Raw genomic sequence first — 14,125 nt, 5'->3', positions numbered from 1 at the left:
TACCCGCTTTGGGAAGCGTCCGAATAGCGGCTCCTTGCCCAAGTTGTTCCCATGCAGGCTCCTTTCCGGACAAGGACGCCTGCCATGCTTCAGTTTCTGCGAGACATTTATGAGGGCCTCAAGGACGAGTACCGCAATCGTAGCAAGCCCCCGCGCCCCCGGCCGAGTCGACCGGCGGAACCCCCGCCATGGCCAGCAGCTCCCAGGCCCGCGGGGCCAGCCTCGGCCAAGCCCATTCCCGAGCCCGTTCATCCAGCGCTCGACAACTTGCCACCGCTAAAGCACTGGTCTCACCCTTTCCGAGACAAATCCAACCCACTGACTCAACTGACCAACCTGTCCAAGGCTATTGCTGGTTACTACCCTGTAGGCCTCAACGGCATGTGGCATGGCGGGGTGCACTTCGATCCAGGCACCGCTGGCATCGTCGATCAGTCCAGCGTCCGCTGCCTTGCCGATGGCGAGGTAGTCGCCTACCGGATTCCAGGTACTAACCCGGAAACAACCTATTTCCCGGCGCGCGGCATCACGGTCGATGCACCTTTCGCCTCGGCCTTCGTGCTGGTGCGCCATCGCCTCGAAGCACCGATAATAGCGGGAAGCACCGATGCACCACCGCAACTGGCTTTCTACAGCCACTACATGCATCTGGAGGACTGGGCAAGTTACCAGGCCGACCCGACCCAGCCGCGTCCTGCGTTTTGGCGGGCGGGTAGCTACCGGGTCAAGGCCGATACCACCGATCGCGGGCCATTGGGCGCTTCGGTCCAAGCTGACGCCAGACCGGGCAGCAAAATACTGGCAACTCTCCCTCGCGGCACATCTGTGCAGGTCACCTATTACGATCTGGCTTTTTTACGGTTGCAAAGCGTGCTGGGCGTGGACGTTCCCGAACTGGCCGAGCCCATCAAAAAGGGTCGCGCCTACATCCGGACTGGAGATGTAGAGCGCGTCGGCGGCGAAGATCGGATAACTAGCAATGCCTTGGGCCTGCAACAGAGCGACCGGCTGAACGTTCATGCCAGTGCCGATGCTCAAAGCGATGTTCTGGCAACTTTGCCACGTGGTGCCGAGATCGTCATCAGCGGGGAGGGCGAATACCGCAAGCTGGAAAGCGTCATTCCGGCAGGGCCGGAAGATGCCGAGATCAGCGTCGATGCCTACCAAACCCCACGAGGCTATGTGCGTTTTGAAGCGCTGGAGCCAATCATCGCTCCGCAGCAACTGGGGAGCGTCGTAGTGCTCGACCAGCCTGTTCCGATCAAGGCCGGTGACCTGATTGGCCATATCGGCCCTTACCAGAGCAACAGCGACACCTCGCCTATTCGTAAGCTGCACCTGGAAACCTTCACGGCCGACAACCTACCGAAGTTCCTCGAAGCCAGTCGCGCCTGGGCGCAGCGTTTGCCCGAGCAGGAAAAGGGCTGGCTGAAGATTGCCCGTGGAACCCCGGTAATCGCACCACGTGAAGACGGTCCGCCCGTGTTGGGCGAAATTGGACCGCCGGCGGGAAATGACTTGTTGGTACCCCGCAGCCTGCTTGAAGGGCTGCCCGCTGACTTCAAGCGCGTCGTGACATCGGAAGACACGCCCACACACAACTGGTACCGGCTCGAAGGACTACTCAACGATGACGGCGGCAAACCTCTGGACGGCTGGGTTTGCGAAAACGTCGGCGTCACGCCGTGGGTCAGCCCCTAGCATTGGGAGGGATACGATTTCATCCACGATTATGGGCCGATGGAACACAGTTTCGCCTATCGTCTCAACAAGGAGGGTCGGCTGACAGACGATGATCAGGACCGCTTCCGTCCGAAGATCGATGCCTGGGATCAAGGGCCGGTGCAGAGCCGTCTGTACGACATTATCGACAACAACCGCGACGGGCAACTCAGCATCAATGAAATTCGCGCTGCGCTAGGCATTCCCGCCAGGGCGCAATCTATTTCGCAGCTGGTGGTGCGGTACGAAAGCGAATGGCATTACCGCCCACAGAAGCTGGATGACCTGGACGAAATACTTGGCCATACCACCTCGACACCTCATCTGAATTGGGCTGCCGAGAAGGGGCGGGTTGAACAGCTCTGCTGGTGGGCCCAGGTGGCGGGCAGAGTGGGGTTGCCAGCGGACGGCAAGGTTTACCACCTGCACCCGATAGGGCTGGTGACAGCCTTCAAGAAACCTAGGGAGAACACCTACCGGATCTATCAGAACGGAACGATCGAGCGGTATCTATCGCCGGAGCAGAAGCCTGACTCGGCCCGGTATATCTATGTGGATAAAGAGGGGGTTGAGCATGATTTTGGGGTGTTTAAGGCGATAGAGGCGGGCCGATGGGAGAAAATAGGAACGCCGGGTGTCGGCAAGGTTTTTTTGGTTGATATAAGTGAGTTGGGCTCTAATTCGGCTAGGAAATTTGGGTTTGAGTTCTCTGGTACGTCAAGAAAGTATATGAGCATGCCGGCGCTGGCCAGTTTGATCGGGGCGCTTATGGAAGTTAGGTTTCCGGATGTGGTGTGTACCGGGTTTAGCTTAAGAGACGGATCGCCTGGAAATGAAAGTAAGTCGCATATAAATGGACAGAACGGAGATTTTCGATTCTTGAGGCTCGACCGAAGCGGAGGGAGTTTGGATCTTTCTGAAAGGCCGGAATTGTTGGATGAGTTTCGACAGTCAGAGTTTATTCATGCTCTATATAAGTTTGGTTGGAAACAGATGTTGGCGTGGAGGTATAGGTTGAGTGGAGTGGATAAGTTACTTCCGCGAACAGCTCATTATCCTAGGCATCATCATCACCTTCATGTTGGTAGGTATCAGCCTGATTTTAGAGAGATTAAATATGAGGATTGATTTTTTGTTATTAATTTTCGCTCTGATAGTTGCTTTTTCCCCAGTAAAGGAGGCTTTTGGTTCCGAGTCAGGAGCCAGTAAATTGGCCTCCTGTGAAAAGAGGCTAAAGGACCTGTCGGTTTCCTTGAAAGGTCCGGTTGGGATAAGTGTATATAGGATATTTAATGTTTTCCCTCCGGTAGGCCGAGGGGAGATTGATCATGAGTCGATTGTTAGGAATATTAAATCTAGAGTCAAATCTGTAAATTTGGCTTCAGACTGCTTTCCTGATCGCCTTCTTAAATCTTCGGTGTGGTATGGGCCAAAAGAAATGCAAGAGGTGCTAAATGATGATGTAGTCCCGGTTAAGGTGTTGTCTGGAAAAAAAGGATATTTTGTTGTTTTCTTGTATCCCGGGTATATTGAGCGCGACGCGACTGGAACTGAGTTGGCCGCTGGTGTTGCGGTGTATGGGAAAGATGGCGAGCTTGTGCAAGTATTTGAGGGCGTCTCTTCTTGGGCGGGAAACGAAGGCACCTTGCTTATGCGCGAGTCCTGCCTATATGGAGAGACGATATCTTTTTCCGATAGAAGATTTTACCCTGATCAAGTCTCCGCGGATGGGTATGTAATTACGTATGATCTTATGTTCGATATTTCAAAATCTATGAAGTACCTGTTCTCCGCCGGGGGGGATAAGGATGGCGGGTATGAGTGCCCAAGTAGCTCGTACATTAAAGTGGGGAAAAAATAGGGGGCCGGGCTGTTCAATAGAATTCATTTTGGCTCAGGTTGCAGACATCATTTGCACAAACGCCTCGCGAGCATCGGCGCTGCCGGCGTGCCCTCCCCCTAGTGCTCTTCAAGGGATAGGGGACCGTTCGGAGCAGGCGGGAAGCGCATCATCAGCCGGCACAATCTGCTCCCTCTCCCCTTGGAAGAGGGCTGGGGTGAGGGGCTTTTCGGCGAGCGCGGATCTCGACCCTAGAAATCTCCCCACAGCTGCTGCGCCACGCTCAGCGCCACCACCGGCGCCGTCTCGGTGCGCAGCACACGCGGACCCAGTCGCGCGGCGTGGAAGCCGGCGCCCTTGGCCTGTTCCACTTCCGCCTCGCTCAAGCCGCCCTCCGGGCCGATCAGGAAGGCCAGGCTGGACGGTTTGTCATGGCTGGTGAGCGGCTCGGCCACCGGGTGCAGCACCAGCTTGAGCTGCGCTTCGCAGCTTTCCAACCAGTCGGCGAGGGTGATCGGCGCGTTGAGCACCGGCAGCACCGAGCGGCCGCATTGCTCGCAGGCGCTGATCGCCACCTGGCGCCAGTGGGCCATGCGCTTGTCGGCGCGTTCGTCCTTCAGGCGCACTTCGCAGCGTTCGCTGACGATCGGGGTGATTTCGCTGGCGCCCAGTTCGGTGGCCTTCTGGATCGCCCAGTCCATGCGCTCGCCGCGGGACAGGCCCTGGCCCAGGTGCACGCGCAGCGGCGACTCGGCCTGGCCGTCGAAGGCTTCGCGCAGTTCCACGCGGACGTTCTTCTTGCCCACCTCGATCAGTTCGCCCAGGTACTCGCGGCCCGAGCCGTCGAACAGTTGCACGGCATCGCCAGCGGTGTGCCGCAGCACGCGGCCGATGTAGTGGGCCTGGGCTTCGGGCAGTTCGTGCTGGCCGAGGGAGAGCGGGGCGTCGATGAAGAAGCGGGAAAGGCGCATGGCTGATCGCTACAAGCTGCAAGGGGAAAGCCGCAAGCATAAAGCCAGTTAGCGCCAGCTCGAAGCTTTTGCTATCGGCGTATGGATTGCGGCTCGTTGCTCGCCGCAGGCGCATCAACCCGGGTCGCGGTGCTCGGGGAAGCGTTCGCTGACGGCCACGCTGACGCTGTCGCGGGTGGCGATGTCGATGCCTTCGCTGGCGACCTCGGCGAGGAAGTCGATCTGCTCGGGGGTGATGATGTACGGCGGCAGGAAGTACACCACGCTGCCCAGCGGGCGCAGCAGCGCGCCGCGCGCAAGGCCGTGCTGGAAGACCTTCAGGCCGCGGCGCTCCTGCCAGGGATAGGCGGTTTTCGTCGCCTTGTCCTGGACCATCTCGATGGCGAGGATCATGCCGGTCTGGCGGATTTCCGAGACGTGCGGGTGGTCGGCCAGGTGCGCGGTGGCGCTGGCCATCCTGGCGGCCAGGGCCTTGTTGGCCTCGATGACGTTGTCCTGCTCGAAGATGTCCAGGGTCGCCAGAGCGGCGGCGCAGGCCAGCGGGTTGCCGGTATAGGTGTGCGAGTGGAGGAAGGCGCGCAGGGTGGCGTAGTCGTCGTAGAAGGCCTGGTAGACCTTGTCGGTGGTGAGCACCGCGCTCATCGCCAGGTAGCCGCCGGTGAGCGCCTTGGACAGCACCAGGAAGTCCGGGGTGATGCCGGCCTGCTCGCAGGCGAACATGGTGCCGGTGCGGCCGAAGCCCACGGCGATCTCGTCGTGGATCAGGTGCACGCCGTAGCGGTCGCACGCCTCGCGCAGCAGTTTGAGGTAGACCGGGTGGTACATGCGCATGCCGCCGGCACCCTGCACCAGCGGTTCGACGATGACGGCCGCCACCTCCTGGTGATGCTGCTCCAGCGCCTGCTCCATGGCGGCGAACATCGTCCGCGAGTGCTCTTCCCAGCTCACGCCCTCGGGGCGCAGGTAGCAGTCGGGCGTCGGCACCTTGATGGTGTCCATCAGCAGCGATTTGTAGGTCTCGGTGAACAGCGCCACGTCGCCCACCGACATCGCCGCCACGGTTTCGCCGTGGTAGCTGTTGGTCAGGGTGATGAAGCGCTTCTTCTCCGGCTGGCCGAGGTTGTGCCAGTAGTGGTAGCTCATCTTCAGCGCGACTTCGATGCCGGCCGAGCCGCTGTCGGCATAGAAGACGCGGGAGAAACCGGCCGGCGCCAGGCGCAGCAGGCGCTCGGACAGCTCGATCACAGGCTGGTGGCTGAAACCGGCGAGGATCACGTGCTCCAGCTGGTCCACCTGGTCCTTGATGCGTTGGTTGATGCGCGGGTTGGCGTGGCCGAAGACGTTGACCCACCAGGAGCTGACCGCGTCCAGGTAGCGCTTGCCTTCGAAGTCCTCCAGCCAGATGCCTTCGCCGCGGCGGATCGGGATCACCGGCAGGCGTTCGTGGTCTTTCATCTGGGTGCAGGGGTGCCACAGCACCTCGAGATCGCGCTGCATCCACTCGGCATTCAGGCCCATGGCGGTACTCCTCTTCGTCACTGTCGGCTCGCTCTGGGCGGCAAGCCTATGCAATGCACTTGAGATGAACAAGGACGCGTCCTACGACACATCCCGCTGGCAGCCGACCAACATGGCTATTCGGCTTTCAGGCGCTCACGTATGCTTCGCGCTTTTGCACCAATTCGGGGAATTCCGGCGATGAAAATGGGATGGCTGCGCGCTGCCGCGTTGCTTGCTCTGGGGGTGTTCAGCGCAGTGGCGCTGGGCAAGGACAAACAGCCGACCGCCATTGTGGTCGGCGGCGGGCTCGCCGGTCTTTCCGCGGCCTATGAGCTGCAGCAGGCGGGCTGGCAGGTCACCCTGCTCGAAGCCAAGCCGCAGGTGGGCGGCCGCTCGGGCCTGGCTACCAGCGAGTGGATCGGCAACAAGAAGGCCCAGCCGACCCTCAACGGCTACCTGGATGCCCTGAAGGTGAATTCGGTGCCGGCGCCGGAGTTCGTGCGTACCCCGAGCTACCTGATCGACGGCGTCTACTACACCAGCGCCGACCTGAAGACCAAGATGCCGGCCGTCGCCGCGGACCTCGAGCGCTTCGAGAAGTCCCTGAACGAGCTGTCCGCGTCCATCGACGACCCGCTCAACCCGCTGGCGAACAAGACCCTGTTCGCCCTCGACCAGCTCACCGCCGCACGCTGGCTGGACAAGCTGAACCTGTCGCCCACCGCGCGTCTGCTGGTCAACCAGCGCATCCGCTCGCACTACGACGAACCGTCGCGCCTGTCGCTGCTCTACCTCGCCCAGCAGGGCCGTGTGTACCGTGGCGTCGACGACCGCGACCTGCGGGCCGCGCGCCTGCCCGGCGGCAGCCAGGTGCTGGCCCAGGCCTTCGTCAAGCAGATCAAGACCATCAAGACCAACGCCAAGGTCACCGCGATCAACCAGGACAAGGACGGCGTGACCGTGAAGGTCGGCCCCACCGGCTACACCGCCGACTACCTGGTGCTGGCCGTGCCGCTGCGCGCGCTGGGCAACATCACCCTGACTCCGGGCCTGAACGAGAAGCAACTGGCGGCGCTCAAGGGCACCAACTACGGCTGGCGCGACCAGATCCTGATGAAGTTCAAACGCCCGGTGTGGGACGACAAGTCGCGCCTGTCCGGCGAGATCTACAGCGACCAGGGCCTGGGCATGATCTGGGTCGAGCCCGCGACCAAGGGCGGCGCCAACGTGCTGATCAACCTGTCCGGCGACAACGCCCGCGTGATGCAGGCCTTCGGTGACCGCCAGCTCTCCGAGCAGGTGCTGATCCGCATGAACAAGTACTACCCGAAGATGCGCGGCGCCTACGACGGCTATGAAATGCGTCGCTACAGCACCGACGCCGGCACCGGCGGTTCCTACCTGGCCTACGGCCCGGGGCAGATCAGCCGCTTCTGGCGCGTATGGGAAACCCCGGTGTCCCGCGTCGCCTTCGCCGGCGAGCACACCGACGCGCTGTATCCAGGCACCATCGAAGGCGCGCTGCGCAGCGGCAAGCGCGCTGCCGCCCAGGTGCGCGACCTGTACGCCGGCAAGACGCCGGTGCTCGAAGGCAAGGCGATGATCGCCGAGAACAAGCCGGCCGCCAGCGACAAGCCGGCCGAGAAGGGCGAGAAGAAGGGCATCATGTCCTGGCTGCCGTTCTGATCGAACCCGTTCCATCGACAATGCCGGCGTAAGCCGGCATTGTCGTTTCTGGCTCTGGGGCGGGTGTTTCAGGCCGGGGATCTATCTTGTCAGTCGATGTTTCAAAGCAGATTTTTCTGCTTTTATTCGATGGATTAACCGCTAGTCTTGAATTCCCGTTTTCAAGGATGTCGATCGATGCAATGGCGTAATTCCCCCGCTCGCTACGGACTGGTCAGCCTGTTCCTGCACTGGGGCAGCGCGCTGGTGGTCTTCGGCCTGTTCGGCCTGGGCCTGTGGATGCGCGAACTGGACTACTACGACACCTGGTACCACCGCGCGCCGGAAATCCACAAGGGCATCGGTATCCTCCTGGCCATCGCGCTGATCGTCCGCGTGCTCTGGCGCTTCATCAGCCCGGCGCCGCCAGCGCCAGCCAGCCACGGCCAGGCGACCCGCCTGGCAACCAAGCTCGGCCACCTGGCGTTGTATGCGCTGCTGTTCGCCGTGATCATCGCCGGCTACCTGATCTCCACCGCCGAGGGCAAACCCATCAGCGTGTTCGGCTGGTTCGACGTGCCCGCCACCCTCAGCGGCCTCACCGACCAGGCCGACGTTGCCGGCGCGATCCACCTGTACCTGGCCTGGACCCTGGTGGTGCTGGCCGTGCTGCACGCCCTGGCGGCGTTCAAACACCATTTCTTCGACCGCGACGCGACCCTGGTGCGCATGCTCGGTCGTGCCGCGAAATAACACCTCACCTCAAAGGGAGATTGCTTCAATGCTGAAGAAGACGTTCGCCGCTCTGGCGCTGGGTACCGCCCTGTTCTCCGCTGGCCAGGCCATGGCCGCGGACTACAAGATCGACAAGGAAGGCCAGCACGCCTTCATCGAGTTCCGCATCAAGCACCTGGGTTACAGCTGGCTGTACGGCCGCTTCGACGACTTCGACGGTGCCTTCACCTTCGACGAGAAGAACCCGTCCGCCGACAAGGTCAAGGTCACCATCAACACCAACAGCGTGAACTCCAACCACGCCGAGCGTGACAAGCACCTGCGCAGCCCGGACTTCCTGAACGTCGCGAAGAACCCGACCGCGACCTTCGAGTCCACCGCCGTGAAGGCCGATGGCAAGAATGCTGAAATCACCGGCAACCTGACCCTCAATGGCGTGACCAAGCCGGTCACCATCAAGGCTGAACTGATCGGCCAGGGCGATGACCCGTGGGGCGGCTACCGCGCCGGCTTCCTCGGCACCACCACCCTCAAGCTGAAGGACTTCAACATCCAGCGCGACCTCGGCCCGGCTTCCCAGGAAGTCGAGTTGACCCTGTCGGTCGAAGGGGTGCGTCAGTAAGACGCAGGAATGCGAAAACGCCGGCGAATGCCGGCGTTTTCGTTTGTGATCCTAGTCACTGCGACCGTGCAGGCACTGGCGAAGCAGACGGGCGAGGGTACGCTGTTCCTCATCATTGAGCGGTGCGAACAGACTGTCATGAGTGCGTGCGAGGATCGCCTGGGTGCGTTCGTCGATGCGGCTCCCGGCGTCGGTGAGAAACAGCTGGAAGCTGCGCTGGTCGTCAGGGTTGCGCTCGCGGCGAACCAGGCCGAGCGTCTCCATCTCGCGGATCTTGCGGGTCACCAGGGCCTTGTCGCGGCACATCTTGCGGCCCAGGCTCTGCAGGCTTTGCCCGGCATCGGCGCCAATCAGTTCGAGCAGGCGGATGTCCGGCGGCGTGAGGGCGATGCCTTCCGCGCACAGTTCGTCCTGCAGGCTCACGCGCAAGTGGTCGAAGACCTCCATCAGCGTCGTTGGCAGGTCGGGATTCACGGTGTGGGTCATCGGCTCGCTCACGGTAAACCTTGTGTAAATCCGGTTGATCAGATCAACCATTTTTTCGTATTTTAGTTGATGTTATCAACTTTGTGCGTCGCCGCGACTGCCTTGCGGGAAACCTACTGCGATATCGGCCATTGGCTAAAACGTTTCAGTAGTTTTCCCTCAGGGCTTTCGGACGTTTACAAACAGAGCTGAATGTAAGTATTTTTGCCAGCTTTCCGGACCGGCAAGCCCACCGCCACACCGGATGCTTTGCTCACGAGGACAACGATATGCAACGAAAGCCAGCCATGCGCGCCCTGGTTCCGGCCCTGCTCGTCGCCATGGCCACTCTTGCCGGCTGCGATAAACCCCAGGCTCCGCAGGAGAAGCCGATTCCCGAGGTCGGGGTGGTCACCCTGCAGCCGCAGGAGGTGACCCTGAGCACCGAACTGCCGGGCCGCACCACTGCGTATCGGATTGCCGAGGTTCGCCCGCAGGTGAACGGCATCATCCTCAAGCGCCTGTTCAAGGAAGGTAGCGACGTCAAGGAAGGCCAGCAGCTGTACCAAATCGACCCGGCCACCTACGAAGCGACCCTGCAGAGTGCCCAGGCCAACCTGGTGTCCACCCAGCAGCAGGCCGAGCGCTACAAGGAGCTGGTCAAGGACGAGGCGGTGAGCAAGCAGCAATACGCCGACGCCCAGGCCGCCTACCTGCAGGCCAAGGCCACCGTCGACAACGCGAAGATCAATGTGCGCTACACCAAGGTCTACTCGCCGATCTCCGGCCGCATCGGCCGCTCCAGCGTGACCGAGGGCGCCCTGGTGCAGAACGGCCAGAGCACTGCGCTGGCCACCGTGCAGCAGCTGGACCCGATCTACGTCGACGTCACCCAGTCCTCCACTGCGCTGATCCGCCTGCGCCGCGAGCTGGCCGCCGGGCAGCTGGAGAAGGCCGGCGACAACGCCGCCAAGGTCAAGCTGTACCTGGAAGACGGCTCCGAATACCCGATCGAGGGCAAGCTGGAGTTCTCCGAGGTCTCGGTGGACCAGGGCACCGGCTCGGTGACCGTGCGCGCCATCTTCCCCAACCCGAACAAGGAACTGCTGCCGGGCATGTTCGTGCATGCGCAGCTGGAAGAGGGCATCAAGAAGCAGGCCATCCTGGCGCCGCAACAGGGCGTCACCCGCGACTTCCGCGGCATGGCGACGGCGCTGGTGCTCAACGGCGAAGACAAGGTCGAGCTGCGCACCCTCAAGACCGAGCGCACCGTGGGTGCCTACTGGCTGGTCAGCGATGGCCTGAAGCCGGGCGATCGCCTGATCACCGAAGGCCTGCAGTACGTCCAGCCGGGCGCCCAGGCCAAGGCCGTACCCGCGAAGAACGTGGCGCCCACCGCCGGGGCTGCCGACCAACCCGCCGCCGCACAACCGGCCAAGCAGGGTTAATCAAGGGGATTCGTCATGTCGAAGTTTTTCATTGACCGGCCCATCTTCGCCTGGGTGATCGCCCTGGTGATCATGCTGGCGGGCGGTCTGTCGATCCTCAAGTTGCCGGTGAACCAGTACCCGGCCATTGCGCCGCCGGCCATCGCCATCCAGGTGAGCTACCCGGGCGCCTCCGCCGAAACGGTGCAGGACACCGTGGTGCAGGTGATCGAGCAGCAGATGAACGGTCTCGACCATCTGCGCTACATCTCCTCGGAGTCCAACTCCGACGGCAGCATGACCATCACCGTGACCTTCGACCAGGGCACCAGCCCTGACATCGCCCAGGTCCAGGTGCAGAACAAGCTGCAGCTGGCCACCCCGCTCCTGCCGCAGGAAGTACAGCAGCAGGGCATCCGCGTGACCAAGGCGGTGAAGAACTTCCTGATGGTGGTCGGCGTCGTCTCCACCGACGGCAGCATGACCAAGGAAGACCTGTCGAACTACATCGTCTCCAACATCCAGGACCCGCTGTCGCGGACCGCCGGTGTGGGCGACTTCCAGGTGTTCGGTTCGCAGTACGCGATGCGCATCTGGCTCGATCCGGCCAAGCTCAACAGCTACCAGATGACCCCGGGCGACGTGAAGACGGCGATCCAGGCGCAGAACGTGCAGATCTCCTCCGGCCAGCTGGGCGGCCTGCCTGCGGTCAAGGGCCAGCAGCTCAACGCCACGATCATCGGCAAGACCCGCCTGCAGAGCGCCGAGCAGTTCAAGAACATCCTGCTCCGGGTCAACGCCGACGGCTCTCAGGTTCGCCTGAAGGACGTCGCCGACGTCGCCCTGGGCGGCCAGGACTACAGCATCAATGCCCAGTTCAACGGCAAGCCGGCCTCGGGTATCGCGATCAAGCTGGCCACCGGCGCCAACGCGCTGGACACCGCCAAGTCGATCCGCGCGACCCTGAGCACGCTGGAGCCGTTCTTCCCGCAGGGCATGAAGATCGTCTACCCGTACGACACCACGCCGGTGGTCTCCGCCTCCATCCATGAGGTGGTTAAGACCCTGGGCGAAGCGATCCTGCTGGTGTTCCTGGTGATGTACCTGTTCCTGCAGAACTTCCGCGCCACGCTGATCCCGACGATCGCCGTGCCCGTGGTCCTGCTGGGCACCTTCGGCGTACTCGCCGCCTTCGGCTTTTCGATCAACACCCTGACCATGTTCGGCATGGTGCTGGCGATCGGCCTGTTGGTGGACGACGCCATCGTGGTGGTGGAAAACGTCGAGCGGGTGATGGCCGAGGAAGGCCTGTCGCCCCGCGAGGCGGCGCGCAAGTCCATGGGACAGATCCAGGGCGCGCTGGTGGGCATCGCGCTGGTGCTCTCGGCGGTGTTCCTGCCGATGGCGTTCTTCGGCGGCTCCACCGGGGTGATCTACCGCCAGTTCTCCATCACCATCGTCTCGGCCATGGCCCTGTCGGTGCTGGTGGCCCTGGTGCTGACCCCGGCGCTCTGCGCCACCATGCTCAAGCCCATCGAGAAGGGCGACCACGGCGAGCACAAGCGCGGCTTCTTCGGCTGGTTCAACCGTGCCTTCCTCTCCACCACCCACGGCTACGAGCGCGGCGTGAAGTCGATCCTCTCGCACCGCGTGCCGTACCTGCTGATGTACGTGCTGATCCTGGGCGGCATGGTCTACCTGTTCACCCGCATCCCCACCGCGTTCCTCCCCGACGAGGACCAGGGCGTGCTGTTCGCCCAGGTGCAGACCCCGGCCGGTTCCTCCGCCGAGCGCACCCAGGTGGTGGTGGACTCGATGCGCGAGTATCTGCTGGACAAGGAAAGCAGCTCGGTGGCCTCGGTGTTCACCGTGACCGGCTTCAACTTCGCCGGCCGCGGCCAGAGCTCGGGCATGGCGTTCATCATGCTCAAGCCCTGGGAAGAGCGTCCGGGCGCGGAGAACAGCGTGTTCGCGCTGGCCCAGCGCGCGCAGCAGCACTTCTTCAGCTTCAAGGATGCGATGGTGTTCGCCTTCGCCCCGCCGGCGGTACTCGAACTGGGTAACGCCGTGGGCTTCGACATCTTCCTCCAGGACCAGGCGGGCGTCGGCCACGACGTACTGATGCAGGCGCGCAACCAGTTCCTCGGCCTTGCCGCGCAGAACCCGGTGCTGCAACGCGTGCGTCCCAACGGCCTGAACGACGAGCCGCAGTACAAGCTGCTGATCGACGACGAGAAGGCCAGTGCGCTGGGCATCTCGCTGGCGGACATCAACAGCACCATCTCCATCGCCTGGGGTTCGAACTACGTCAACGACTTCATCGACCGCGGTCGCGTGAAGAAGGTCTACCTGCAAGGCCGCCCGAACGCGCGGATGAGCCCGGAAGACCTGGACAAGTGGTACGTGCGCAACAGCGCCGGCGAGATGGTGCCGTTCAGCGCCTTCGCCACCGGCGAATGGAGCTACGGCTCGCCCAAGCTTGCGCGCTACAACGGCGTGCCGGCCATGGAAGTCCTCGGTGAACCGGCCCCGGGCCGATCCACCGGTGAGGCCATGGCGGCGGTCGAGGACATCGTCAAGCAACTGCCCAAGGGCGTCGGTTACTCCTGGACCGGCCTGTCCTACGAGGAGCGTCTGTCCGGCTCCCAGGCGCCCGCGCTCTACGCACTGTCGCTGATCGTGGTGTTCCTCTGCCTGGCGGCGCTGTACGAGAGCTGGTCGATCCCGTTCTCGGTGATGCTGGTGGTGCCGCTGGGCGTCATCGGTGCGCTGCTGGCGACCTCCATGCGCGGCCTGTCCAACGACGTGTTCTTCCAGGTGGGCCTGTTGACCACCATCGGCCTGTCGGCGAAGAACGCGATTCTGATCGTCGAGTTCGCCAAGGAACTGCACGAGCAGGGCAAGGGCATCGTCGAGGCGGCCATCGAGGCCTGCCGGATGCGTCTGCGCCCCATCGTGATGACCTCCCTGGCCTTCATCCTCGGCGTGGTGCCGCTGGCGATTTCCACCGGCGCCGGCTCGGGCAGCCAGCATGCGATCGGTACCGGCGTGATCGGCGGCATGGTCACCGCGACCGTCCTGGCGATCTTCTGGGTGCCGTTGTTCTACGTGGTGGTCAGTACCCTGTTCAAGGACCCGGCGTCCAGGGAACAGGAATCCACCGAGAAGGGGCATTGAT

At 62.5% G+C, this 14,125-nt stretch carries 11 protein-coding genes; 8 read left to right on the top strand and 3 right to left on the bottom strand.

Annotation, left to right across the window (positions count from 1 at the left end; genetic code table 11):
• The first annotated feature begins 84 nt into the window (after positions 1–84).
• Genes ACNFIA_RS00880 through ACNFIA_RS00870 form a run of 3 tightly spaced genes read left to right on the top strand, consistent with a single transcriptional unit; the run spans position 85 to position 3,583 of the window.
• Positions 85–1,701, top strand: coding sequence for a hypothetical protein (locus tag ACNFIA_RS00880; RefSeq protein WP_416782559.1), 1,617 nt, complete (start codon positions 85–87; stop codon positions 1,699–1,701).
• A 39-nt stretch (positions 1,702–1,740) separates the two neighbouring features.
• Positions 1,741–2,850, top strand: a complete 1,110-nt coding sequence (locus ACNFIA_RS00875; protein ID WP_416782558.1) for a hypothetical protein — start codon at positions 1,741–1,743, stop codon at positions 2,848–2,850.
• A complete protein-coding gene (locus ACNFIA_RS00870) occupies positions 2,840–3,583 on the top strand; it encodes a hypothetical protein (protein ID WP_416782557.1) in 744 nt (247 codons plus the stop codon). Before ACNFIA_RS00875 ends, ACNFIA_RS00870 begins: the two co-directional genes overlap by 11 nt.
• Positions 3,584–3,813: 230 nt before the next feature.
• On the opposite strand, the gene ACNFIA_RS00865 is transcribed toward ACNFIA_RS00870, so the two are convergent.
• Together ACNFIA_RS00865 and ACNFIA_RS00860 are read right to left on the bottom strand one after the other, a co-directional pair.
• Entirely contained in the window at positions 3,814–4,533 is a 720-nt protein-coding gene (locus tag ACNFIA_RS00865) for a 16S rRNA (uracil(1498)-N(3))-methyltransferase (RefSeq protein ID WP_259758821.1), read from the bottom strand.
• A 114-nt stretch (positions 4,534–4,647) separates the two neighbouring features.
• Positions 4,648–6,051, bottom strand: a complete 1,404-nt coding sequence (locus tag ACNFIA_RS00860; protein WP_416782556.1) for an adenosylmethionine--8-amino-7-oxononanoate transaminase — start codon at positions 6,049–6,051, stop codon at positions 4,648–4,650.
• A 180-nt stretch (positions 6,052–6,231) separates the two neighbouring features.
• Here ACNFIA_RS00860 and ACNFIA_RS00855 point away from each other — a divergent pair, with 180 nt between their 5' ends.
• The 3 genes from ACNFIA_RS00855 to ACNFIA_RS00845 all read left to right on the top strand — a co-directional run bounded on the left by ACNFIA_RS00855 (position 6,232) and on the right by ACNFIA_RS00845 (position 9,055).
• The gene (locus ACNFIA_RS00855) at positions 6,232–7,719 is read left to right on the top strand and encodes a flavin monoamine oxidase family protein (RefSeq protein ID WP_259758824.1); all 1,488 of its coding nucleotides are present in this window, start codon (positions 6,232–6,234) and stop codon (positions 7,717–7,719) included.
• A gap of 177 nt (positions 7,720–7,896) precedes the next feature.
• A complete protein-coding gene (locus ACNFIA_RS00850; RefSeq protein ID WP_416782555.1) occupies positions 7,897–8,451 on the top strand; it encodes a cytochrome b in 555 nt (184 codons plus the stop codon).
• A gap of 28 nt (positions 8,452–8,479) precedes the next feature.
• A complete protein-coding gene (locus ACNFIA_RS00845) occupies positions 8,480–9,055 on the top strand; it encodes a YceI family protein (protein ID WP_259758828.1) in 576 nt (191 codons plus the stop codon).
• A 51-nt stretch (positions 9,056–9,106) separates the two neighbouring features.
• Here ACNFIA_RS00845 and ACNFIA_RS00840 read toward each other — a convergent pair whose 3' ends face one another.
• A complete protein-coding gene (locus tag ACNFIA_RS00840; RefSeq protein ID WP_259758830.1) occupies positions 9,107–9,541 on the bottom strand; it encodes a MarR family winged helix-turn-helix transcriptional regulator in 435 nt (144 codons plus the stop codon).
• A gap of 269 nt (positions 9,542–9,810) precedes the next feature.
• Here ACNFIA_RS00840 and mexA point away from each other — a divergent pair, with 269 nt between their 5' ends.
• On the top strand, positions 9,811–10,968 hold the full coding sequence (gene mexA, locus ACNFIA_RS00835; protein WP_416782554.1) for a multidrug efflux RND transporter periplasmic adaptor subunit MexA: 1,158 nt from the start codon (positions 9,811–9,813) through the stop codon (positions 10,966–10,968).
• Between the two features lie 15 nt (positions 10,969–10,983).
• Positions 10,984–14,124, top strand: coding sequence for an efflux RND transporter permease subunit (locus ACNFIA_RS00830; protein ID WP_259758835.1), 3,141 nt, complete (start codon positions 10,984–10,986; stop codon positions 14,122–14,124).
• Position 14,125: the final 1 nt, after the last annotated feature.

The organism is Pseudomonas sp. NY15437, from assembly GCF_048068435.1.
In the GTDB taxonomy this organism is placed as follows: Bacteria; Pseudomonadota; Gammaproteobacteria; order Pseudomonadales; family Pseudomonadaceae; genus Pseudomonas; species Pseudomonas nitroreducens_B.
Note: the sequence above shows the minus strand (reverse complement) of the source record. Positions and strands in the feature narration are given on the sequence as shown.